Here is a 21013-nt window from a genome sequence, read left to right as displayed (position 1 = left end):
GAGGTAAAACTTATGTTACAGCTACAAATTAAATCCGATTCTCCTGACGTTGAAATCGTACAAAACCTGGTTCAGTCAGCCATTGATTCCGAGATTAAAAACTTAAAACGTTCAATAGAAAAAACCAATAAATTACTAATGGAATTTGAAGCAAAATATCAAGTTTCATCAGAGTTTTTTTTCGCCAATTGGACAGCAGAAGACCTTACAGGTGGTGACGAAGAATATGTAAGTTGGGCTGGAGAGATAAAAATTAAACAAAAATTAACTAATTCTCTACAAAAGTTAGAAGCAATTGAATATGTTACTCAACAATTACCAAGCTAATATTGTTACTGTTATTCAAAAATATGTGAATGAAGGATGGATTTTATCATTTAGCTTTTCTGTTGATTCCAGATCCAATTATGTAGGTTTTATCCAAGGTAATTTAGAATTTTTGCAAGGTTCACGTCTATTTTTTAAAGAATATATTGACCTACAAGAATCTATTGAAAAGCTTTCCTATTCATTCCATTATCAAGACCATGAAAATAACTTAATATTTCGTTATGACAACGCAAAGCATAAGCCTGACCTGGGTTATACAGATCATAAACATATCAAAGGTAAAATTATCCAATCTAAAATCCCAGATATTGAACAAGTAATTTTAGAAATTATTAGCGAATACTTAAATAATACAAAATGATTAATATAATTTAATATCAAAAAATAGAGAATTATAAGTTATTTTATCAAATAAATAAACATCCTATAAATCCTTAAATCCTGTAAATCCTGATATGGCTACGCCACGCTACGCTATCAGACAAAAATTATTAAGGATTTTGTTGGGTTTCCTTGCGTCAACCCAACCTACGAAATGTTTAACTCATTAAATCTTGAAACATAGCGGTACTTAAATAGCGTTCACCAAAGGAAGGTTGAATCATTACTATTAATTTACCAGCATTTTCTGGACGTTTACCTACTTCAATGGCAGCAGCTAAAGCCGCACCAGAAGATATTCCTGATAATAACCCTTCTTCTCTGGCTAATCTCCGTCCATAGTCCATTGCTGCTGCGTCCTCAACTTGAATTATTTCATCAATTAGATCTTGACGCAAAACATCAGGAATAAATCCCGCACCAATACCTTGAATTTTGTGAGAACCTGCTTTACCACCTGATAGAATCGGACTATTACTAGGTTCAACTGCAATAACTTGAAAACTTGGTTTGCGTTGTTTAATTACTTCAGCAATACCAGTAATTGTGCCACCAGTTCCGACCCCAGAAATTAAGATATCAACTTCTCCGTCTGTATCTGCCCAAATTTCTTCTGCGGTGGTTTCTCGGTGAATTTTCGGGTTAGCTGGGTTAGCAAATTGTTGTAACATAAAAGCATTGGGAGTATTAGCAACAATTTCCTCCGCTTTGTTAATTGCACCTCGCATTCCTTGAGTACCAGGTGTTAATTCCAAACTGGCACCATAAGCCCGCAACATGGCGCGTCTTTCTTGGCTCATGGTTTCTGGCATGGTTAGAATTAACTTGTAGCCACGGGCGGCTGCTACCATTGCTAAGGCGATACCTGTGTTACCAGATGTGGGTTCGACTAAAATGGTTTTGTCCGGTGAAATTAAACCTTCAGCTTCAGCGGAAAGAATCATACTCACGCCAATTCTGTCTTTCACAGAGGCAGCAGGATTCATGCTTTCTAATTTGACAACTATCCTCGCTACCACTCCCTCGGCTTGGGGAATTTTATTCAACTGAATTAATGGAGTTTTGCCAATAAGTTCTGTTACGTCTTTAGCAATTCGCATTTATTAACCTCTAAAATTTATATATTAATCTATTTTGGTTAAGTATTTATCTGATTGAGTTTTGATATCAGCCATAGCTATTTTAGCATAACTTCTATCTAGTCCGCTAAAAATATTAGTAATTAATGAAAATTAGAATACAATTTCTTCCTTAGAATATCTTAATTTTGTTTCTGAGTTATTCAAGATATCTTAGGTCTAGCCTTGTCATGAGATCCTGTGATTTGAGTACAGTTTGTACTTGTGAATCTTCCTTTCAAAATATCTCAAACCAATAGCCCATCTTAGTTTGAGTTTGAGTACAAAATCCCCCGTCCCTTCCCTCAAAAATGCTAGTACCCCACTCGAAAAATACTAGCACCCCTACACCAAATATTTTTTTAAATGCTTGCACAGTGAGGATTACAGGCTGTGAGTATTGTCGTAATTATCTTAATAATATTAATTGGCATCCCTTAAAGCTAGGACCAGAAAGGCAACTGATATAAACGATATAGGATTTACGCAGAGATTCCCCTCTACCCCCCGAAGTTCCTAAGATGAAAGTCTGACGAATCAGGGGGGACTTCTTAACTCCTATATCTCTCAAGATTCATCTAAATACTATCTGTATTACTCCATACAGAAAGGACATAATTTTATTTTTGAGGAGATTTTGATCAGCATATTTTGAATAACAAAAAGGTGCAAAAATCAATCTAATAGAAATTTTATTTCTATCTAGGTAATCTATACCTGGCAATGGAGAATAAATATGAAAGTCAAACTTTTAAATGTGCTGACTGTAAGTTTGGTAACTTTAGCATTAATTTCTCCAGGGGTAGTAGTATTTGCTATAGTTTGGGGACAACATAGAGAGTTCGTTAAAACACAGAATTTATCCTGTGAATTGCCGAAAATAAATATAGCATCTCCTCAATTAGTTCCCCAACAAAAAATTATCAATACTCAGCCATCTTTAGTCAAGGTCAAATTATCTGACAATAACTTTCTACATCAATTAAAAATTGCTGCAAAAAAATATAAATTAGCAACAATTTTGCAGTGGATATTTTTAGTAACACCGATTTGTACTGGTATAGGAATTATCGCTTATGACAGATATCTTGTCTATCGTGCTGCTGTATTAAAAGAACACATTGCCATCTTAGAAAGAATGTGGCAACAAAGCATCGAACAGTAATTTTTCAAGTTAATCATTCACCATAAACTAAATTATCATGACAGACGAACGCCAAACACAGTATTTTAATTTAATTGATGAACTTCTCCAATGTCCTAATGGTCAAGAACCAGAAGTTTTGGAAGCACAACCGGAATTAATTGACTCTGGTTTAGTGCAAGCAATGTTACAAGTAGCCACAATGTTTGCCCATCAAGGTAATCAAGATGGAGCGCAATTTCTATTTTTTGTTGCTAAACAATTAGCAAAGGAATTAGGTTTATATCCTGAAGTTTCTAATCAAATTGTCACTCAGGAGTAATGATGCTATTGACTTCAACTGATGCTGGAAAAATATCATTAGAATTTCTTTTGGCAGATTGGAATATTGCTGATGATTATAGAGATTGGTTTACAGTGATTAATTCTCGATTAATGGGTGAGAGTTGGTACATTGTAGAATTGGGTGTAGAGGGATTACCTGATAAATGGTTTATGCAGGTTTATGACACAGGAGTTTGTGACCCTAACTATACTTTTATTTCGCCAATTTCTGGTTCAGAGGGATATACCGATTTGAAAAGTCTACCAGATATTATTGCTGATGTTTTAGTAGCAGAACGTAATTCTCGATAAAAACTTGAGATATTTAGATCCCCGACTTCTTTAAGAAGTCGGGGATCTGGTATTTTATTATTAATTTTGTCAGATTTAAATGACAATTATATGTTATACTAAATAGAGTTATGGAAGCTACAGAAGAATCAGTCAAATGATTACTGAAGACATCCTAGCCCAAGAATTTATTAGAGTCGTAAATGACTATTATCCCTCCGTGGGAGAACTTTTAGAAGGCTGCCACGTGAAAGTTATCACTTGCTTTTGGGGACGACCTGCAAAACGGTTTCAATATATAGGAATTTATTGTCGAGAAGACATCATGCCCTATATTGAAGCCAAAAAAGAAATCCTCAGAGAATTAGCCGAAAATATGGGGTTAATTCAAGTAGTTTGTTTCAATGCTAAACGATTGCTACGTGACCCTATGTCGAAGTTAAAACAGTCTGAACCTCGATTATGGTTGGAGTTGCAATTAATGGCAGCCTAATCTGATATTTGGTCAACAATGAAAACAGGACTTTTCTGCAATTACGAAAATCATCACCTAGATGCTAGACGGACTATTTTTGAGCAAGTTTTATTGGTAAAAGAGGCTGAAACTTTAGGTTTTGAAGAAGCTTGGGTAACAGAACATCATTTTAATGAGTTCAATCTCAGTTCTTCAATTTTGCTGTTATTGGCACATTTGGCAGGTGTGACTTCGCAAATTCGTCTAGGAACTGCCGCTGTATTATTGCCATTTCATCAGCCAATCCGCGTGGCTGAAGATATCGCTACTTTGGATAATCTTTGTAGTGGAAGGCTGGCTTTTGGAGTAGCTAAAGGTGGACCTTTTCCGCAGCAAAATAAACATTTTGGGGTGACAACTCAGGAATCTCGCACCAGAATGTTAGAGTCAGTGGCATTGATTCAAAAGCTTTTATATGAGACTAACGTATCATTTAATGGCCAATATTATCAATGCGAAAATCTCACAATTCATCCCCAACCATTGCAAAAACCAATTCCCATATATGTTGCTAGTGGTGATCATGATGCAATTGAATTTGCTGCTAAAAATTCCTTTGGAATCATGGGTGGTCCACCTTTTTCTTTAGAAAGACTCAAGAAGACAGTCAATAAATATCGGGAATTTAATTCCAGTGGTGCTGATAAGTTTCTGTTAGCGCGGTTCTTTTTTGTGGGTAAAACTCATGATGAAGCGGTAAATGAAGCATTGCCTTTTATTCGCCATTTCAGCAAAGAAATGACAGCTAACTCGACTCAAGTAATGCAGAAAAGTCCTCAACAACCAGCATTTGATCGGACAAATATCTGTTTTGATGAAGACTATTTGATTGAGAATTCAATTATCGGTGATGTTAACGGTTGTCGTGACAAAATCAAGAAATTTCAGGACGAATTAGATCTCAGCACACTAGCGTTAAAACCCTCATCTTTTTCTTTACAAAAAAATCGAGAAAGTTTGCAACGCTACAATCAAGAGGTGCGGAATTATGTCTAAACTTTCTTTACTTCCTCCCGATGATTTACCTCCTGCTAAGGTGACAAAAGAGGATGGTATTCTCCATTTGGAGTTGGAACAAGCTATAGGTAGATGCTTCTTCTATGCGTGCGATCGCATTACCCAAGTATTACTATCTAATTGTCAGTGGTACATGACTACAGATAAGACTACTTTGATGTTAATTGTAGACTGTCCCGATATAGTGGCTTATTGGCACATAGTCAGCAATATTCCCCAATTGGGAAATAGACTGGAAAGATTTACTAAAAATGCCAAAATTCGCGTTTATCCTCCTTTTGGAAAAGGATCACCTTTTGAAATTGGAGTAACCGAAATTTCCGCTTATCGAGATTGGTTATAAGTCCTAAATTATATTTTAATTACGACAAGATCCCCGACTTCTTTAAGAAGTCGGGGATCTATCTTGTTATCTTGTTATAATAAAATAAACACAATAATATAACAGTCATGGTTAGCAACTTTGTCAATAATAAAAAAGAATTATTTGACCGTTGGGCAAATAGTTATGATTGGGCATTTCCTTCTTTTATTTACCAAGCTATCCACAAAAGATTACTGACAAAAGTTGAATTATCACCAAATGCCAATGTACTTGATTTAGGTTGTGGAACTGGACGTTTATTAAATAGATTAGCAACTCAGTTTCCAGAAATTACAGCTACAGGTTTAGATTTGTCTCCCCAAATGTTGCGGATAGCTAGACAAAATAACCGCCACCGTCCCCGATTAATTTATCTGGAAGGTAATGCAGAAAATCTCCCCTTTACTGAGGGACAATTTGATGCGGTTTTTAATACTATTAGTTTCTTGCATTATCCCCAACCAGAACAGGTTTTAAATGAGGTAGCAAGGGTACTTTCTCCCGGTGGTAAGTTTTATTTAGTAGACATTACCTTTAATAACTCATCACCATGTCAAATTACACCCCATTCTCCTACAGGAATTAAGTTTTATAGTAAGAATCAAAGAGAAGAAATGGGTAATAATGCTGGTTTAACTTGTGTAGGTCACTATGATTTATTGGGGTTTGTACTATTAACTGTTTTTCAAAAATAATATTCGTAGAGTGCGTTAGTGATAGCGTAGCGCACCATTTTCTTATCTTAGATAGTTAGCATATTTAATATTCCAAGTTTAAACTTCTATCTCTTGAACGACCTCTAGAGGTAATTCTAATATTTCTACAATTTCTTGATCACTTAAACCTAACTGCCTTAATTTTTCGATTTTCTTAACTCTCTTTTTATCTAACTTTCTTTTAGGAGGTTTAGAACCAATATTCACACAACCAATTATATTTTGATTAATACTTTTATCACCTAAAAAAATATTTACATTTCCCTGTCGTTCAAGAACAGATTTAAGATTACTTTTATCAACTGGTTCATCGAAAATATTAGATAACATTTGCAAGAGTTCATAACCTACATCCTTCGCGTGACCGGCACTACAACCACAAGCTTCAGCAATATCAGCATATTTTTGATATTTTAGTGTTCCTTCAATAACGCCACGTTGTAAGTCGTTGAGATGCTGTCCTGTGTTGAGATAAAGAGCGTCATCCACAAGTTGTAGTAGTTGCTGAACCTGCATATTGATAAATGTAACGCGACATAAGTAATTTTAGCAGACTTTATCCGTATTTTTCCGCTTTTTTCCGTCTGGTTTTTAATTTTTTTTGCAATCCGCTTTTTTCCGCTTTTCAATGTTAGGTGTTTGGTGTAGTTTCGTAGAGATATCAGTCCGCAATTTAACTTGCGGGAGTTCGCACATTTTTCTGCGGGGATACTCGTTGATTTTTTGGGTGAGTAAAAATACTATCGGTAAAGGCTTAGGAAATTCCAAGCTGAATCAATACCTTAGCAATTCACAGTAATTTTTTTTTGAGTAACAAGCGTATGAAATTATTTAACATGAAGTCAAAATTTGTTTTCCATGCTTGTTTAGCAGCAGGCGTATCTGCTTTTGGTATTTTATCAGCCTCAGTTGCTCAAGCTGGTAATGGTGTACCTGATTATATTGTTGAGTATAAAGGACAGCCAGCGATCGCAGTTTTTGAAGATGTAAAGCAATCTTACGCGCTCGGTTGCCCTGGATTTCGTAGTCTTTGGAAAAAAGTTCTAGTACAACAGGCTGTCAGTTCCGCAGTGTTTAACAGAATTATCAGCGCGAATCCTATCGTTGCAGATATTCCATGCAATGGATCAGTTGATCCATACGCACCCTCTGGAGAACCCGGTGCATTAGTGATTCCTCACCGTGATGGTAAGTCTTACAGACATTATATAAACAGCCTTGATTTTGTCAAAACTGTGGGGGGCGGCAATTTGATTCCGATTTCTAGAGAGGAGTTTTACAAGCGCTTTCCAAGTCGGGGTACTGACTTTCGTGTAAGTCGGTAGTGATTTTTGCAGTGTTTAGATTTGTCTGTATTGACCAAGCTGCTTTGTAGGCGATCGCACTTCCCAATATATTCAGATCCCCGACTTCTTTAAGAAGTCGGGGATCTAGTTACCCTAAATAGCTATAAAACATCTACTTCGGTTATATAATTAAAACAAATTTGTAAAATATTGAGAACCTTATGACTCAGATTACAATTGAAGAAGCTACTCAAAATTTATATAAACTTCTAGAACAAGTCGCTAAAGGTGAGCAATTTATTTTGATAAAAGAAGGCAAAGAAATTGCTCGTCTTCTTCCTCCCCAACAGGTGAAGAAAGTATTTCCTAGTTTAAACCATTGTAGAAAATCCATAGTTTTAAAAGGAAGTGCAATGAGTACCACGATATTAGAAGAAAGAGAGAACGAAAGATATTGATTTATTTAGATACTAGCACCATTGTTTCTTTATAGACATCTATAACTATTGTAAAGATGTTTCATATAACTTACTCTTGACTTAACCAATTATACCAATCTTCCAAACCTTCTCCAGTAGTAGCAGAAACTTGGAAAATTTTGATTTTAGGATTTACCTGTTTTGCATATTCAATACAGCGTTGAACATCAAAATTGATATAAGGTAATAAATCAATTTTTGTCAAAATCATGATTTCACTATTGCGGAAAATATGAGGATATTTAATAGGTTTATCTTCCCCTTCTGTCACCGATAAAATTACAACTTTAGCCTGTTCTCCCAAGTCAAACAAAGCCGGACAAACCAAATTTCCGACATTTTCAATCATCACCACAGAATTAAGGGGAGGATTCAATTCTTGCAAACCTTTTTCTATCATGGAAGCGTCTAAATGACAGCCTGTACCCGTGTTGATTTGCACAACTTTACAACCTGTTTGTTTAATCTTTTCCGCATCATTAGTAGTTTCTTGATCACCTTCAATCACGCTAATAGTTAATTTATCTTTTAAATCATTAATTGTGCGAGTTAATAATGTCGTTTTTCCCGAACCTGGAGAACTCATTAAATTCAAAGCCAGAATATTTCGACCTTTAAACCAGCCGCGATTTTGGGCAGCTAATAAGTTGTTTTTACCTAAAATTTCTTGTTCTAAAGATATTGTTGTATTATGAATTTTAGCATGAATTTGGGGTGCTTCTTCATGATGATGAGAATGGGTTATTACAGTTCCATCTGCTAAAGTATGGGTATGATAATCTGCATTTTCCATATTTGTAATTGTCATTTGATTATCATCAGAACAGCCGCAAGTTACACACATAATTCCTCCACTTCAATTTCTTTGATTTTTAATTCTTCACCAGCTATGATATCTAATTGCACACTACCACATTGACAAATTCCAAAAGGTTTATCTATCGGAAAAATTGTCCTACATTGACGACATTTAGCCATGCCGGGTATTTCTAATATTTCTAATATTGCCCCTTCAACTATTGTACCTTGGGCGCAAATATCGAAACAGAATTTAATTGCATCTGGCATAATAGCTGATAATTTGCCAATTTCTAATAATACTCTTTGAACTTTTTTATTCTGGGCGTTTTCGCTAACTATAGCGATGATGTTTTGGGTGATTCCTAATTCGTGCATATACTTTTTTTAAACGAACCACAGAGGCACAGAGGACACAGAGAAAAGAAGTGAATTTGTAGGTTGGGTTAAGCGATAGCGCAACCCAACAAAACCACAAAAATGTTGGAAGTGTTGGGTTTCCTTCGTCAACCCAACCTACGCAATTTATACATTTTAACAAATTCTGGGGAGTTGGTCGCCGACTAGCATATCTATGATTCTTTCTGCACCAAAGGCGGTTTTTAAGAGGACTATTCCTGGTGGTGTGGGAATAATTTCACCTATGATAGATGCTTGTTTTCCTGTGGGGTGGTTTTTCATTGTTGCTAAAATCAAATCGGCTTTTTCTGGAGGTGCAACTATGACTAATTTTCCTTCGTTGGCTAAATATAATGGTTCTAAACCTAAGATTTCACATACTCCATTTACCTCTTCTCTGATAGGAATTGCGTTTTCATTAATGCGTATTCCTAAGTTAGAAGTGAGGGCAAATTCATTTAATACTGTGGCTAAACCTCCTCTGGTTGCGTCTCGCATGGCGTGAATTTGGGGACAAATTTTAATAATTTCGGCGACTAATTCATGCAGTGGTTGACAGTCACTTTCTATATCTGTTTCTAATGCTAATTCTCCTCTGGCAATTAATATTGCTGTGCCATGATTTCCTATTTCTCCGTTAATAATTACTACGTCTCCCGGTTGAATGTTGCAAGGAGAAATGTCAATGTTTGGGGGAATTATGCCAATTCCGGCAGTATTAATAAATAGTTTATCAGCACAACCACGATTAACAACTTTTGTGTCTCCTGTGACTATTTGCACTCCGGCTTTTTGGGCTGCTTTTTGCATACTGGCAACTACACGCCGTAATGTTTCTACTGGTAAACCTTCTTCTAAAATGACGCTACAGGTAAGATATAAAGGTTTTGCACCACTCACAGCTAAATCATTAATTGTGCCATTAATTGCTAGTTCTCCTATGTCTGAACCAGGAAAAAATAAGGGGTCTACTACATAGGAATCTGTGGTAAATGCTAATCTGTTTCCATATTGGGAAAGATTGGCTAAATCAAATGTGGCTTGGTCTTCTAATTGGGAAAGAATGGGATTATCAAAACTTTTCACAAAGATATCATCTATTAAATCTCTCATAGCTTTACCACCGCTACCATGGGATAAGTTAATATGAGTATCTCTTACCTTTCCTTGACGACGACGGATTTGTTCAATTTTTTGGAAAAGGGGATTTTGATGAGAGTTGATTGTCATTTTTAAAATTGTTTTGTAATTATAATGTTTTCTTGTGGGACAGGCAAGATGCCTGTCATTATTAATTAATTACCTACCCGTTTCTTCATGTCTACCATTATGTTTATCGTAATGTAAAACGCCACCAACTGCCCAATCTTCCCGTTCAAATTCATCAATATGAATAGTTATCCATTCGGGTTTTGTTCCTAAAGCAGAAACTAAAGCGTCAGTTACAGCTTTAACTAATTTTCGCTTTTTTTCTATGGAGTGACCTTTACCAATTTGGACAGTTACAAAAGGCATATAATTTTCCTCAAATTGTGCAATTTAGACTGATATAGGTTCGGTTGATACACCTGATTTATCTCTTTTTGCCATAGTTGAAAGTCGCCCATATTTGTAATATGCTGCACAAGCACCTTCGGAGGAAACCATACAAGTTCCTATGGGTGTTTCCGGTGTGCAAGCTGTTCCAAATACTTTACATTGCCAAGGTTTTAAAACTCCTTTCAGAATTTCTCCACATTGACAAGCTTTATGATCTGCTACTTTTAAATTAGGAATTGTAAATTTAGCTTCTGCATCAAATTGGGCATATTCTTCGCGGATTTTAAAACCAGAATTGGGGATTTCTCCTAAACCTCTCCATGCAAATTTTTCACGGACTGCAAATACTTTATTTATGGCTGTTAAGGCGTTTTTATTTCCCCTAGGTTCTACTAAGCGATTATATTGATTTTCGACTTGACAACGATTTTCTACTATTTGTTTTAATAACATCCAAATTGATTGGAAGATGTCTAATGGTTCAAAGCCAGAAATAACGATGGGTTTATGATATTTTTGGGCAACAAATTCATAAGGTTCTGTGCCTATGACCATACTTACATGACCAGGACCAACAAAACCATCAAGTTGTAAATCGGGATTTTCTAATAATGCTTGTAATGCAGGAATTACTAATACATGATTAGAAAACATACTAAAATTAGTTATATTTTCTGCGGCTGCTTGGAGAATGGTAAATGCGGTGCTGGGGGCGGTGGTTTCAAAGCCTAAACCAAAGAAGATGATTTCTTTATGGGGGTTTTCTTTGGCTATTGTCAGGCTATCTAAGGGTGAATAAACCATGCGAATATCTGCACCTTGGGCTTTGGCTTGTAATAAGCTGGTTTTTGCACCGGGTACGCGCATTGCGTCGCCAAATGTGGTAAATATGATGTTGGGTAGTTGACAGAGTGCGATCGCATCATCTATTCTCCCTTTAGGCATGACGCACACTGGACAACCCGGCCCATGAATTAATTCAATATTATCGGGTAATATTTCTTCGATTCCGTATTTGAAAATAGCATGGGTATGTCCTCCACATACTTCCATTATTTTTAAATGTCTGTCTATTTGTTGGCTGAGTTTGGTTATTTCTTGTTGTAAAGCGAGGGCTTTTTCTGGGTTACGAAATTCGTTTACATATTTCATAATTTTTGTTTCGCGCAAAGGCGCAAAGGTGCAAAGACGCAAAGGAATAAAGGAGATTTTAAGGATAAGATTGGGCTATTTCTTGCAATAATTGTAATGTTTCTGCGGCTTCTTGTTCGTTGATTCTGTTCATGGCAAAACCGACGTGGACTAATACCCAATCTCCTATACAAGTTTCTGGGGGGTGTTGTTCGTCAACTATACAGGCTATGTTTATTTGGCGTTTGACTCCTCCAATATTAACTATGGCTAGTTTATGTTCTGGGTTGGTTATTTCTGTGATTTGTCCGGGTATTCCTAAGCACATTTTAGTTTTCCTTTTTTAATATTTATTTCACGCAGAGGCGCGGAGACAACAGAGGTTTTTATGTTATTTCTTTTAAGTATTTAGCGGCTGCAATTACGGCTTGTCCTAGTGATAATCCGCCATCATTTGTGGGTACTATACTATGAGTTAATACATTAAGTTCTAATTTTTCTAGTCGCATTTTTACCTGTTGTAATAGAATTTGGTTCTGAAATACGCCTCCTGTTAATGTTACTTGATTAAATTGATGTTCTTGTCTAAGTTGTTGAACCATTGTTACAATAGCAATAGCTAAACTTTTATGAAATCCCGCAGCTATTATTGATGATGAGATGTGCTGTTTAATATCATTAAGAATTTCTCGCCATGTTGGGGATGTATCTATATAATAAATACTATCTAATTTTTTAAATTTAAAGGAATAATTTAGACTTTCTTTATCATTGTTTAAAATATTGATATCAGTTATTGCTTCCATTTCTATGGCTGCTTGTCCTTCATAACTGCATTGTTCTCGACAAATACCTATGGCGGCTGCAACTGCATCAAATAATCTTCCTACTGATGATATTAAGGGTGAATTAATACCTTTTTCTATGATTTGATTGAGTAGTCTAGGGTTTTTATGTTCTAAGAATTTGATTATTTCTAAATCACTATATTTTTCTTTAAGTTCTTCCCAGGTGAAAGCATTAATTAATTGAGAGTATGTATTTCTCCAAGGTTGATAAATTGCCTGTTTTCCTCCTATCATAGGCATAGGTTTAAATGTGGCTAAACGTTGAAAATTTTGATAGTCTGCTAATAAAAATTCTCCTCCCCATAATGTACCGTCTTCTCCATATCCCAAACCATCAAAGGCTATTCCTAATACTGGTTTTGTATCTAAAAAAATTTGATTTTCTGCCATACAAGCGGCTATATGAGCGTGATGATGTTGAATTTCTGCTAATTTAATTTTGTTACCTGTTGCTAGTTCTTTACCAAGTTTAGATGATAGATATTCTGGATGTTTATCAATAGCAATTATTTCTGGTTTATGTTCAAATAAATTCAGATATAAATTCAATATTTCTTGATAAGCATTAAAAGCAGCCGCATTTTCTAAATCTCCTAAATGTTGTGATAAAATCGCCTCATCTTCTCTTAATAAACAAAAGGTATTTTTTAACTCACTCCCCATGGCTAAAATTGGCGGTATTTTCTCAAATCCAGGTGGTAATTTAATCGGTGCTGGTGCATATCCCCTAGCACGTCTAAGGGTTTGTATTTGATTATCAATAACTCTAACTATGGAATCATCTACTCTATTAACAATATCTCGATTATGTAAAAGAAAATAATCAGCTATTTTTGATAATTTATCTTTTGCATCTTCATTATCTATACATTGTGGTTCATCAGAAATATTTCCACTAGTTAAAACTATGGGTACTTTCATTCTTCTGAGAATTAAATGATGTAACGGCGTATAAGGTAGCATGAAACCCAGGGTATTTTGTCCTGGGGCTAGGTCAGATGCTAATTTACTATGATCTTTAATATTTAATAAAACAATAGGTGCAGCAGGACTTGTTAATAATTCTTTTTCCAACTCATTAATATAGCAATATTCAGAAATAATATTAATATCCCTTGCCATTAAAGCCAAAGGTTTATGATAACGCTGTTTACGATTTCTGAGTTTTAAAACTGCATTTTCTAAAGTGGCATCACAAGCTAAATGAAAACCACCTAAACCTTTAATAGCAACAATCTCACCCTTTTGTAATAAAGTACAAACAGCATCCACATCATCTAACATAGAAAACATATCAGATATCACAGGTTTACCGTCAGCCCTTTCTAACCATGCACGCGGTCCACATTCAAAACAAGCCACAGGTTGGGCATGAAAACGACGATTTTCGACATCTTGATATTCCTTTTCACATTCCTTACACATTGAAAAATTCACCATGCTAGTGTTATTTCTATCGTAAGGAATAGCCCGAATAATACTCAACCTTGGACCACAATGAGTACAATTAGTAAAAGGATAACGAAAATAACGACTAAAAGGATCAAAAATCTCCCTTTGACATTGGGGACAAGTTGCAGCGTCAGGAGAAATTTCCGTTTTCACCACACTATTAACACTGCGAGAAATCACAAAATCATTAAAATTAAACTCCCCCAAATATGGACTTCTAATCACCTCATTAATTCTTGCTAAAGGAGGACATTCTTGATATAATTGATTGACAAACTCCGCTATTTCCTCCTCACTCCCAGAAACACGAATTAACACCCCTTCACCATCATTACAAACATCACCTTTTAAACCCAAAACCTTCGCCAAACGATACACAGTAGGACGAAAACCCACCCCTTGCACAATACCACAAACCCGAATTTCTTCTATTCTCATCTTTGCGTCTTTGCTCCTTTGTATCTTTGCGCGAAATAATTAAAACTTCCAAATCAAAACGCGATTATTTCCAGAATCAGCAACTACCGCATTCTCACCACAAACCTTAATTCCATAACACCAATTTAAACTTCCTCTTGTTGGTAGTCCAAAATTCCGATTTTCACTTTTATTTGTAAAGTTATCTTGTCCCATCACACCATCAGCATTAGCACCCTGCAATAATAAAATAGATGCTCGTTTTTTCCATCCTAGCAAACGGGAATTAGCTGTATCAGCAACTATTAACCAATCCCCCGCAATATCTACCCCATAAGGCATACTTAAACTACTGGCACTAGGGAAATAAACACCTTGATTCAATTCCACAAAATTGAAGTTTTTTTGTCCTAAAACCACTGCACAAGGGGCATTATTTGCTGTGGGAATTCCTTCCCAAATCATTACTCGGTTATTACCTGCATCTGTAACAACTAAATTATCTTCCCAAAGGGTGATATCATGACACCAACGCATACTAGCAGCAGTGGGAGAACCACCCCCATTTTCATTGCGTGATATCATATCTGGTTGTCCCAAAACTATATCCGCAGGTTGTCCATTTTCTGTGGGTAATTGATTCCAAATTAATAAGCGACGATTGCCAGTATCAGCTACAAATAACTTACCTTGATGATAGAAAATACCATAAGGCCAATGTAAAGTATTTGCCGCAGGTTGTTGATTTCCTCTGTTATGTAAATTATCAATAAAGTTAGATTGTCCTAATACTAAATCTGCGGGAATATGACTATCTGTAGGGATATTATACCAGATGAGAATGCGATGATTCCAAGCGTCTGCAACGGCTAAACCATGACCACATTTGCAAATACCTGTAGGGACACTAAATGTAGATTTTCCTGGTGTCCTTTTAGCGTTTTGTCCTTCATGAAAAAAGTCAGGTTGTCCTATTATCCAGTCAGCAGGTTGATGATCTTTTGTGGGTAAATTTCGCCACCCTAATAAACGATGATGTCCTGTATCTGCTACCCATAATGGTCCCGTTGGTGATAATAAACAAGCTGCACGGGGTCCAAACATTGTTGTGGGAGTAGGTGCAATAGGTATTGCTATTTGTTCTGGTGTAATATTGTTTCCTAATATTATTTTTGCACCATGAGGGGAGAGGGGTAAATGGGGGATATTTTGGGTTTGCAATGTAGATAGGGAATTAATATTTACGCTATTTACTCCAATACGGTTTAGTTAATAAAATTGTAGGTTGGTTTAAGCGATAGCGCAACCCAACAAAGTTTGGAAAATGTTGGGTTTCCTTGCGTGAAACTCATCTACTTAGATTATTGGAAAACCTGGAATAATTCTATCAATTTCCTGCATTTTTCATAAAGTTTCTGTTAAAGCAATAACAATTGTTTGATACTGGTTATAGAAAAGCTTGCCTCAGCATGAATTATGATATAATTGTATTACTTGATAGAGTTGAGATTACTTTGTTAAATTATGTTGATAAAATAAATACTATGCCAGCTAAAGACATCTATCACAATACTGTAAAAAATGCACTTATCAAAGATGGTTGGAAAATTATCCATGACCCTTTACGAATTCGTTTAGGAAGAGGTAAAAATCTATTTGTTGATTTAGGTGCTGAAAGATTATTAGCAGCAGAACGAGAAACAGAAAAAATAGCTGTTGAGGTGAAAAGTTTTACTCGTCATTAGGATATGAAAGACCTGGAAGACGCTGTTGGTCAATTTGTTTTGTATGATCATTTATTAGCACGTTATTATCCTGAATATAAGTTATTTCTGGCTGTGAGTGAAAGCACTTGTAAAACAGTTTTTGAAGAAGAAGCTGGTCAAACTTTAATTGAAGATGGTGTAATTCGTTTATTTAGTTTTGATGCTGAACAGGAGGTAATTGTCAAATGGATTCCTTAACTAATCAATATCGTCAAATCATTAAAAAAATTCTTGAAGAATATGCTGATTTTCTTGGCAATGATGAACAGGTTAAAGTTGAATTGGTGTTAGATGAGAAAAATGATCGTTATTTATTAGTAGAAACTGGTTGGAAAAATGGTTATCGGATATATGGAACTTTATTACATCTTGATTTAATTGATCATAAGGTTTGGATTCAACATGATGGTACTGAGGAGGGGGTTGCTAATGATTTGGTTGCTGCGGAAATACCAAAATCACATATCATTTTAGGGTTTAAAGCGCCTGAGATTCGGAAATATACGGAGTTTGCTGTTTTTTAGATTTTATCAAAAATCAGAAACGCATAAGGTTAATGTCAATCTGCTTTGATAAGCTATATAAAGCAAATATTTTTACCAGATGAGAGTGTTGCTTATGTTACAGAAAAGAAAAATAAAATCTCAAACTATGGTAATTACTGTTTCCAAAGATGTAATTACAGACAAAGCAATTTCACTACTTAATTTTTCTAATGAATCACTAACTACTTGGACAGAAGTAGCAACTACTAGTGGTGATTTAGCTGCATTCTTAAGTGAACTTTACAACGAATCTGCTTTCATTCTCTCAAAAGAAGGTGAGATATTTCATCTTGATGAGAGTACAAGAAAGAATATAACTGATCGGAGGCTTGAAGAAGGAATAGATGCAAGTAGTATATTGGCTGAAAAATTTACTGTGTATACCATGAACTCAGTTCCAGCACCTGCGGCTGCTCGGACATATAAAAAAATTGCTCCAGATTACTTCTTGTACAATAAAATTTTCGGGAAAACGTTGAAGTATCTTGTAGCTTGGGAGAATGTTTATAGCAATATACTGGCTGATAGTGCGTTTTTTTCACAAGCCCATTTACTTGAAGCAAGTACAGATATAGGTGCTTGTGTAGAAATGGCTGCTCAATTATATTATAAACAATCATTTCAGATACTTCGTGGATTTTTAGAAAACGCAGTTTTACCCGTTCATTTTTGTGATCAACCCAATGAGTTTGAAAAGTGGCGATCTAATAACTATCGTACCCCACAACTACGAGGAAAAGATGGACTTTTGAATAGGTTGGAAAAGTCGGGCTTAATAACTAATGAACTAAATATAAATGTGTCTAACCTGTATGAACAGCTAAATGGCAGCATACATGGTGGGGAAAAGTATTTAATACATAAAGGAGTTCACAAAAATGCTTGGAGTGGGCTACTTTTCAAAGAGCAAGACTTTTTAGATTGGTGTACAGCCATTTCTAAATCTGTAGAAGTTGGAATAAAACTTCTTCAAATCAATGTTAAACAGTCGATGAATTTACGAGGTTCAAATGATACTGTGTGTACAACTTGTCATAATGAAAAAAATTTGAAGTTAGAAGAATTTATATTCGGTAGTAGGAATTTCAAACGATATTTTTGCCACATTTGTGGTCATCAATCAACTTTTGATGATGATGGTAATCTTTCTCATACAGTTACAGAATATGAACAGTAAACAGAAGAGCGATCGCATTATTGATATAGAGTTAAGAGCGATACCTTCAGTGCGCTTCGCTAACGCATTTCTAATGTAGAGTGAGAGCGATCGCCATTTATAATAAAAATATTGCAACCGTCAATGTCACGAGGATTAAAAAAATGGACGTTACACAAATTAGTAACAAAACAATAGAACTATCTGACATTACAGCTTGGGATAAAAACGGAAATAAACTTTTAGTATCAAAAGTTAGAGCTAGAAATATTGTAGAAGATATTACTGCCAAAGTTGAAGATATTCTCAAATTTGAGTATGAACATAATAAAGTTATAATTCCTTATGCTATGACAGCTACCCGTGAAGAAATTAAGATTTTTCAATGGGATGGTGAAAAGTTAGAAAATGTCTACACCTTCCCAACTCATGAAGTTTTGTCTGAATATGATCCAGAATTTAGTCATAAGAAGAGGATTTTTGAATACTATCTGGAAACATTAGTTGAAGGATGGTTGAGAGATTTGGCTGATAATTGGAAAACAGATAATCCACCAAAATCAGAAGAACTAACTCAGATAGGCTTTGTAGATAAAATTGCTGATGCAGCACAATAAAGGTTAGAAAATTTAATGATTACGCTTTATATAGAAACTAATTTTTTTATTGATTTTGCCAAAAATCAAGATCAAAAAACTGAGAAGTTAGTCTATCCCCAAGATCCGGAAGCAACAGCAATACTTAATATAGCAACTCCTGCAATTTGTTGTATGGAATCTCTTTCTGTACTAGAAAGTGACGTTATTCTCTCTCATTTTACCAAAGTGATAAAATAATTAAATTTATCTAACTAAATATAATTTTAACTGTTAAATAGTAAATATGGGAAATCCCCAATATTCCAGAACAAATGGGATTAATTACCTATTATGCAAATTGATACAAATAGCTTTTTATGGTTTGATGTAGCAGATGATGTCAAAGAATTATTAATATTAGCTGCACAGACTTGGGAAAATACAGAAGAATCTACAAAATATATGCAGCAAGCGTTAGCTAAAACAGGAGATAACACAGATGTTTTAGTTGCAGCTTATAGATATTTTTACTACAAAAATAATTATGTCTTAGCACTGACAACAGCAGAGAAAATAACCGCTAAAATAAAAAAAGCGGAAAGTCTACCTGATAATTGGCAAGAACTTAAACCTATCCTAGTTAAACGTCACGAAGAATCTCAAATCAGATTGTACTTAACTGCTTATGCTGCTTCTGGTTTGGTATTAGCTAAACTAGGAAACATAGAAAAAGCAAAGGAAATCAGTATCAGAATAAAAGGTATTGATGACAAAAATGATTTTGGTGCTGGTATTCTTCTAGATATTTTAACTCGTCCACCAGAAGTAGATGATTAAATCTGGAAATAGGGAAAAACCCCTACAAATGACAACCACAAGCAATCAGCAAATTACGAATCATGAATAATTGGTTATCTTTCAACTCAAATTCCCAGCTAATATCCTCATCTTCTAACCAGAATACTGTGATTCTACCGGGAATGCCTACATCTCCAATAACTCCTATAACTAAAATGCCTCAAACCTCTCCTCCTATCATTTTTTTACCTAATTCTGCACAGTCAATATTTTAAAATTTATGCAAGGTCAGGATTTATTTGTTGCTGAAAATGGACAATATCAAGTTTGTAAATCAGCAAGATCATGGGATTTATTGCGTGATAATTATCGTCTGTATCGCTTTTTAACTGAAGTCGAAGATATCCTCAAAAATGTTGAAGATGAATCAACACGACTACCAGAAATTAGAATGTTGGTAAGACGATTAATTATTAATTCCTATTGGGTACAAAGTCAATCTTTACAACCTGATCTAAAAACGGGAATCTCGGTTCTACTATTATATGATGAATTAGGATTTCCCCTAACTGTACAAACAGTAACATTTGCACCAGGAACAACTTCTAATATTCATAATCATGGAACATGGGGAGTAGTCGCAATCTTAAAAGGTCAGGAAAAAAACACATTTTGGCGACGGAGTTCTCATCCAGATTTTCCTGATAAAATTGAAAAAACAGGCGAAGTAAATTTATCCCCCGGTGATATTATCAGTTTTACACCTGAGACAATACATCAAGTTCAAGCCATTGGTAAAGAACCAACAGTAACATTTAATATTTATGGAGAAACAAACCCAAAACAGAGATTTGAATTTGACGTAATTAACCACATTGCTAAAAAATTTTAAAGGTAGTGGCAAAAAAAGAAATAACAGATTATGCTGATAAATATTATAGAAAATAAGATCCCCGACTTCTTTTTAGATATTGTCAATAAATGAATAATTAATCTTAGAAGTCGGGGATCTAAGTGTTAGCTATCAATCAAAATAATCATCTTCCCTCTGCGTTTATCTGCGTTCATCTGCGGTTAATTATTTCCTATCCAAACATCCAACTATAACCTTATAGGAGAAACAGCAATGGCCAGAGTAATTTTCTATGAAAAACCAGGCTGTAAAGGTGGTACAAAGCAAAAAGTTTTGCTAACAGCAGCAGGTCATGAAGTAGTAGCATATAACCTATTAACAGAACCTTGGACAGTGGAAAAATTGCGGTCATTTTTTGGTGATCGCCCCGTCATAGAATGGTTCAATAAAGCTGCGCCTAGTGTAAAATCAGGAGAGGTGAATCCCGAAAACATCACCGCTGAAAATGCCTTGGTCATGATGCTGAAAAATCCCTTATTAATCCGTCGTCCCTTGATCCAAGTAGGGGATAAAAGAGAAGTAGGCTTTGATGTTGAGAAAATTGACGCATGGATAGGCTTGAAAGCCGCAGATGAGTCTTTAAAACAAATGAGTGAACACCTCATGCAGCAGAACCTCCAAGGCTGCACTCATGGACATAATCACGACCACCATCATGGTAAAGGTGGTTGTAAAAATCACTGATAAGGACATGAGGTACTAAAAAATC

28 protein-coding genes and 1 pseudogene are annotated in these 21013 nt (G+C 35.3%); 19 read left to right on the top strand and 10 right to left on the bottom strand.

Annotated elements, in window-relative coordinates; all coding sequences use genetic code 11:
* The first annotated feature begins 12 nt into the window (after positions 1-12).
* Together PN450_RS15405 and PN450_RS15400 are read left to right on the top strand one after the other, a co-directional pair.
* Positions 13-327, top strand: a complete 315-nt coding sequence (locus PN450_RS15405; protein WP_168632511.1) for a hypothetical protein — start codon at positions 13-15, stop codon at positions 325-327.
* On the top strand, positions 302-691 hold the full coding sequence (locus PN450_RS15400; RefSeq protein WP_168632510.1) for a toxin-antitoxin system TumE family protein: 390 nt from the start codon (positions 302-304) through the stop codon (positions 689-691). Before PN450_RS15405 ends, PN450_RS15400 begins: the two co-directional genes overlap by 26 nt.
* A gap of 178 nt (positions 692-869) precedes the next feature.
* Here PN450_RS15400 and cysK read toward each other — a convergent pair whose 3' ends face one another.
* Positions 870-1811, bottom strand: a complete 942-nt coding sequence (gene cysK / locus PN450_RS15395; RefSeq protein ID WP_148761936.1) for a cysteine synthase A — start codon at positions 1809-1811, stop codon at positions 870-872.
* Between the two features lie 754 nt (positions 1812-2565).
* On the opposite strand from cysK, the gene PN450_RS15390 reads away from it, so the two are divergent.
* The 7 genes from PN450_RS15390 (at position 2566) to PN450_RS15360 (ending at position 6178) form a co-directional block, all read left to right on the top strand.
* Positions 2566-2994, top strand: a complete 429-nt coding sequence (locus PN450_RS15390) for a hypothetical protein (protein ID WP_271836841.1) — start codon at positions 2566-2568, stop codon at positions 2992-2994.
* A gap of 37 nt (positions 2995-3031) precedes the next feature.
* Positions 3032-3295, top strand: coding sequence for a hypothetical protein (locus PN450_RS15385; RefSeq protein WP_271836840.1), 264 nt, complete (start codon positions 3032-3034; stop codon positions 3293-3295).
* A 2-nt stretch (positions 3296-3297) separates the two neighbouring features.
* Positions 3298-3609, top strand: coding sequence for a hypothetical protein (locus tag PN450_RS15380; RefSeq protein ID WP_148766856.1), 312 nt, complete (start codon positions 3298-3300; stop codon positions 3607-3609).
* Positions 3610-3745: 136 nt separating this feature from the next.
* Positions 3746-4081, top strand: a complete 336-nt coding sequence (locus PN450_RS15375; protein WP_213798614.1) for a hypothetical protein — start codon at positions 3746-3748, stop codon at positions 4079-4081.
* A gap of 18 nt (positions 4082-4099) precedes the next feature.
* On the top strand, positions 4100-5098 hold the full coding sequence (locus PN450_RS15370) for an LLM class flavin-dependent oxidoreductase (protein WP_015079392.1): 999 nt from the start codon (positions 4100-4102) through the stop codon (positions 5096-5098).
* Entirely contained in the window at positions 5091-5462 is a 372-nt protein-coding gene (locus PN450_RS15365) for a hypothetical protein (RefSeq protein ID WP_271836839.1), read from the top strand. The genes PN450_RS15370 and PN450_RS15365 overlap by 8 nt, the downstream gene beginning before the upstream one ends.
* 107 nt (positions 5463-5569) lie before the next feature.
* Positions 5570-6178: a class I SAM-dependent methyltransferase gene (locus tag PN450_RS15360; protein WP_271836838.1), complete on the top strand. Its 609-nt coding sequence runs from the start codon at positions 5570-5572 to the stop codon at positions 6176-6178.
* 78 nt (positions 6179-6256) lie between these two features.
* Here PN450_RS15360 and PN450_RS15355 read toward each other — a convergent pair whose 3' ends face one another.
* The gene (locus PN450_RS15355; protein WP_271836837.1) at positions 6257-6715 is read right to left on the bottom strand and encodes an RNA polymerase sigma factor; all 459 of its coding nucleotides are present in this window, start codon (positions 6713-6715) and stop codon (positions 6257-6259) included.
* A 320-nt stretch (positions 6716-7035) separates the two neighbouring features.
* On the opposite strand from PN450_RS15355, the gene PN450_RS15350 reads away from it, so the two are divergent.
* Together PN450_RS15350 and PN450_RS15345 are read left to right on the top strand one after the other, a co-directional pair.
* Positions 7036-7524 carry a hypothetical protein gene (locus PN450_RS15350; protein WP_271836836.1) on the top strand — a complete coding sequence of 163 codons (489 nt, stop codon included), beginning with the start codon at positions 7036-7038 and terminating at the stop codon, positions 7522-7524.
* A gap of 182 nt (positions 7525-7706) precedes the next feature.
* Positions 7707-7943, top strand: coding sequence for a type II toxin-antitoxin system Phd/YefM family antitoxin (locus PN450_RS15345; protein ID WP_271836835.1), 237 nt, complete (start codon positions 7707-7709; stop codon positions 7941-7943).
* Positions 7944-8013: 70 nt separating this feature from the next.
* Here the strand turns inward: PN450_RS15345 and hypB are convergent, their stop codons facing one another.
* The 8 genes from hypB to PN450_RS15305 all read right to left on the bottom strand — a co-directional run bounded on the left by hypB (position 8014) and on the right by PN450_RS15305 (position 15769).
* Positions 8014-8808, bottom strand: coding sequence for a hydrogenase nickel incorporation protein HypB (gene hypB, locus PN450_RS15340; RefSeq protein ID WP_271836834.1), 795 nt, complete (start codon positions 8806-8808; stop codon positions 8014-8016).
* Positions 8799-9140, bottom strand: a complete 342-nt coding sequence (gene hypA, locus PN450_RS15335) for a hydrogenase maturation nickel metallochaperone HypA (protein ID WP_168697416.1) — start codon at positions 9138-9140, stop codon at positions 8799-8801. The genes hypB and hypA overlap by 10 nt, the downstream gene beginning before the upstream one ends.
* Positions 9141-9296: 156 nt before the next feature.
* Positions 9297-10391: a hydrogenase expression/formation protein HypE gene (hypE, locus tag PN450_RS15330; protein WP_271836833.1), complete on the bottom strand. Its 1095-nt coding sequence runs from the start codon at positions 10389-10391 to the stop codon at positions 9297-9299.
* A 69-nt stretch (positions 10392-10460) separates the two neighbouring features.
* Positions 10461-10676, bottom strand: coding sequence for a tautomerase family protein (locus tag PN450_RS15325; RefSeq protein WP_015079398.1), 216 nt, complete (start codon positions 10674-10676; stop codon positions 10461-10463).
* Between the two features lie 24 nt (positions 10677-10700).
* Positions 10701-11852: a hydrogenase formation protein HypD gene (gene hypD / locus PN450_RS15320; protein WP_271836832.1), complete on the bottom strand. Its 1152-nt coding sequence runs from the start codon at positions 11850-11852 to the stop codon at positions 10701-10703.
* 58 nt (positions 11853-11910) lie between these two features.
* Positions 11911-12159 carry a HypC/HybG/HupF family hydrogenase formation chaperone gene (locus PN450_RS15315; protein ID WP_148761956.1) on the bottom strand — a complete coding sequence of 83 codons (249 nt, stop codon included), beginning with the start codon at positions 12157-12159 and terminating at the stop codon, positions 11911-11913.
* A 58-nt stretch (positions 12160-12217) separates the two neighbouring features.
* Positions 12218-14569: a carbamoyltransferase HypF gene (gene hypF / locus PN450_RS15310; RefSeq protein ID WP_271836831.1), complete on the bottom strand. Its 2352-nt coding sequence runs from the start codon at positions 14567-14569 to the stop codon at positions 12218-12220.
* 39 nt (positions 14570-14608) lie between these two features.
* The gene (locus tag PN450_RS15305; RefSeq protein ID WP_168695681.1) at positions 14609-15769 is read right to left on the bottom strand and encodes an NHL repeat-containing protein; all 1161 of its coding nucleotides are present in this window, start codon (positions 15767-15769) and stop codon (positions 14609-14611) included.
* Positions 15770-16092: 323 nt separating this feature from the next.
* Between PN450_RS15305 and PN450_RS15300 the strand changes: the two are divergent.
* From PN450_RS15300 to PN450_RS15265, 8 genes and pseudogenes are all read left to right on the top strand, one after another.
* Positions 16093-16512, top strand: a pseudogene (locus PN450_RS15300) (XisH family protein).
* Positions 16500-16838, top strand: coding sequence for a XisI protein (locus PN450_RS15295; RefSeq protein ID WP_271836830.1), 339 nt, complete (start codon positions 16500-16502; stop codon positions 16836-16838). Before PN450_RS15300 ends, PN450_RS15295 begins: the two are co-directional and overlap by 13 nt.
* 94 nt (positions 16839-16932) lie before the next feature.
* Positions 16933-18036: a hypothetical protein gene (locus tag PN450_RS15290; protein WP_168653090.1), complete on the top strand. Its 1104-nt coding sequence runs from the start codon at positions 16933-16935 to the stop codon at positions 18034-18036.
* A gap of 143 nt (positions 18037-18179) precedes the next feature.
* On the top strand, positions 18180-18632 hold the full coding sequence (locus tag PN450_RS15285; RefSeq protein ID WP_271836829.1) for a hypothetical protein: 453 nt from the start codon (positions 18180-18182) through the stop codon (positions 18630-18632).
* A 15-nt stretch (positions 18633-18647) separates the two neighbouring features.
* A complete protein-coding gene (locus PN450_RS15280) occupies positions 18648-18851 on the top strand; it encodes a hypothetical protein (RefSeq protein ID WP_213798600.1) in 204 nt (67 codons plus the stop codon).
* A 93-nt stretch (positions 18852-18944) separates the two neighbouring features.
* Positions 18945-19430, top strand: a complete 486-nt coding sequence (locus PN450_RS15275) for a hypothetical protein (RefSeq protein ID WP_271836828.1) — start codon at positions 18945-18947, stop codon at positions 19428-19430.
* 241 nt (positions 19431-19671) lie between these two features.
* The gene (locus PN450_RS15270) at positions 19672-20283 is read left to right on the top strand and encodes a cysteine dioxygenase family protein (RefSeq protein ID WP_271836827.1); all 612 of its coding nucleotides are present in this window, start codon (positions 19672-19674) and stop codon (positions 20281-20283) included.
* Between the two features lie 234 nt (positions 20284-20517).
* Positions 20518-20988: an ArsC/Spx/MgsR family protein gene (locus PN450_RS15265; protein ID WP_271836826.1), complete on the top strand. Its 471-nt coding sequence runs from the start codon at positions 20518-20520 to the stop codon at positions 20986-20988.
* Positions 20989-21013 lie beyond the last annotated feature (25 nt).

Source organism: Dolichospermum lemmermannii CS-548 (assembly GCF_028330815.1).
GTDB classification, from domain to species: domain Bacteria; phylum Cyanobacteriota; class Cyanobacteriia; order Cyanobacteriales; family Nostocaceae; genus Dolichospermum; species Dolichospermum lemmermannii.
Note: the sequence above shows the minus strand (reverse complement) of the source record. Positions and strands in the feature narration are given on the sequence as shown.

What these genes read in the sequence shown, in the direction of transcription:
- PN450_RS15405 (WP_168632511.1), top strand. Translation starts at nt 13, where the DNA reads ATGTTACAGCTACAAATTAAATCCGATTCTCCTGACGTTGAAATCGTA.
- PN450_RS15400 (WP_168632510.1), top strand. Translation starts at nt 302, where the DNA reads ATGTTACTCAACAATTACCAAGCTAATATTGTTACTGTTATTCAAAAA.
- cysK (WP_148761936.1), bottom strand. Translation starts at nt 1,811, where the DNA reads ATGCGAATTGCTAAAGACGTAACAGAACTTATTGGCAAAACTCCATTA.
- PN450_RS15390 (WP_271836841.1), top strand. Translation starts at nt 2,566, where the DNA reads ATGAAAGTCAAACTTTTAAATGTGCTGACTGTAAGTTTGGTAACTTTA.
- PN450_RS15385 (WP_271836840.1), top strand. Translation starts at nt 3,032, where the DNA reads ATGACAGACGAACGCCAAACACAGTATTTTAATTTAATTGATGAACTT.
- PN450_RS15380 (WP_148766856.1), top strand. Translation starts at nt 3,298, where the DNA reads ATGCTATTGACTTCAACTGATGCTGGAAAAATATCATTAGAATTTCTT.
- PN450_RS15375 (WP_213798614.1), top strand. Translation starts at nt 3,746, where the DNA reads ATGATTACTGAAGACATCCTAGCCCAAGAATTTATTAGAGTCGTAAAT.
- PN450_RS15370 (WP_015079392.1), top strand. Translation starts at nt 4,100, where the DNA reads ATGAAAACAGGACTTTTCTGCAATTACGAAAATCATCACCTAGATGCT.
- PN450_RS15365 (WP_271836839.1), top strand. Translation starts at nt 5,091, where the DNA reads ATGTCTAAACTTTCTTTACTTCCTCCCGATGATTTACCTCCTGCTAAG.
- PN450_RS15360 (WP_271836838.1), top strand. Translation starts at nt 5,570, where the DNA reads ATGGTTAGCAACTTTGTCAATAATAAAAAAGAATTATTTGACCGTTGG.
- PN450_RS15355 (WP_271836837.1), bottom strand. Translation starts at nt 6,715, where the DNA reads ATGCAGGTTCAGCAACTACTACAACTTGTGGATGACGCTCTTTATCTC.
- PN450_RS15350 (WP_271836836.1), top strand. Translation starts at nt 7,036, where the DNA reads ATGAAGTCAAAATTTGTTTTCCATGCTTGTTTAGCAGCAGGCGTATCT.
- PN450_RS15345 (WP_271836835.1), top strand. Translation starts at nt 7,707, where the DNA reads ATGACTCAGATTACAATTGAAGAAGCTACTCAAAATTTATATAAACTT.
- hypB (WP_271836834.1), bottom strand. Translation starts at nt 8,808, where the DNA reads ATGTGTGTAACTTGCGGCTGTTCTGATGATAATCAAATGACAATTACA.
- hypA (WP_168697416.1), bottom strand. Translation starts at nt 9,140, where the DNA reads ATGCACGAATTAGGAATCACCCAAAACATCATCGCTATAGTTAGCGAA.
- hypE (WP_271836833.1), bottom strand. Translation starts at nt 10,391, where the DNA reads ATGACAATCAACTCTCATCAAAATCCCCTTTTCCAAAAAATTGAACAA.
- PN450_RS15325 (WP_015079398.1), bottom strand. Translation starts at nt 10,676, where the DNA reads ATGCCTTTTGTAACTGTCCAAATTGGTAAAGGTCACTCCATAGAAAAA.
- hypD (WP_271836832.1), bottom strand. Translation starts at nt 11,852, where the DNA reads ATGAAATATGTAAACGAATTTCGTAACCCAGAAAAAGCCCTCGCTTTA.
- PN450_RS15315 (WP_148761956.1), bottom strand. Translation starts at nt 12,159, where the DNA reads ATGTGCTTAGGAATACCCGGACAAATCACAGAAATAACCAACCCAGAA.
- hypF (WP_271836831.1), bottom strand. Translation starts at nt 14,569, where the DNA reads ATGAGAATAGAAGAAATTCGGGTTTGTGGTATTGTGCAAGGGGTGGGT.
- PN450_RS15295 (WP_271836830.1), top strand. Translation starts at nt 16,500, where the DNA reads ATGGATTCCTTAACTAATCAATATCGTCAAATCATTAAAAAAATTCTT.
- PN450_RS15290 (WP_168653090.1), top strand. Translation starts at nt 16,933, where the DNA reads ATGTTACAGAAAAGAAAAATAAAATCTCAAACTATGGTAATTACTGTT.
- PN450_RS15285 (WP_271836829.1), top strand. Translation starts at nt 18,180, where the DNA reads ATGGACGTTACACAAATTAGTAACAAAACAATAGAACTATCTGACATT.
- PN450_RS15280 (WP_213798600.1), top strand. Translation starts at nt 18,648, where the DNA reads ATGATTACGCTTTATATAGAAACTAATTTTTTTATTGATTTTGCCAAA.
- PN450_RS15275 (WP_271836828.1), top strand. Translation starts at nt 18,945, where the DNA reads ATGCAAATTGATACAAATAGCTTTTTATGGTTTGATGTAGCAGATGAT.
- PN450_RS15270 (WP_271836827.1), top strand. Translation starts at nt 19,672, where the DNA reads ATGCAAGGTCAGGATTTATTTGTTGCTGAAAATGGACAATATCAAGTT.
- PN450_RS15265 (WP_271836826.1), top strand. Translation starts at nt 20,518, where the DNA reads ATGGCCAGAGTAATTTTCTATGAAAAACCAGGCTGTAAAGGTGGTACA.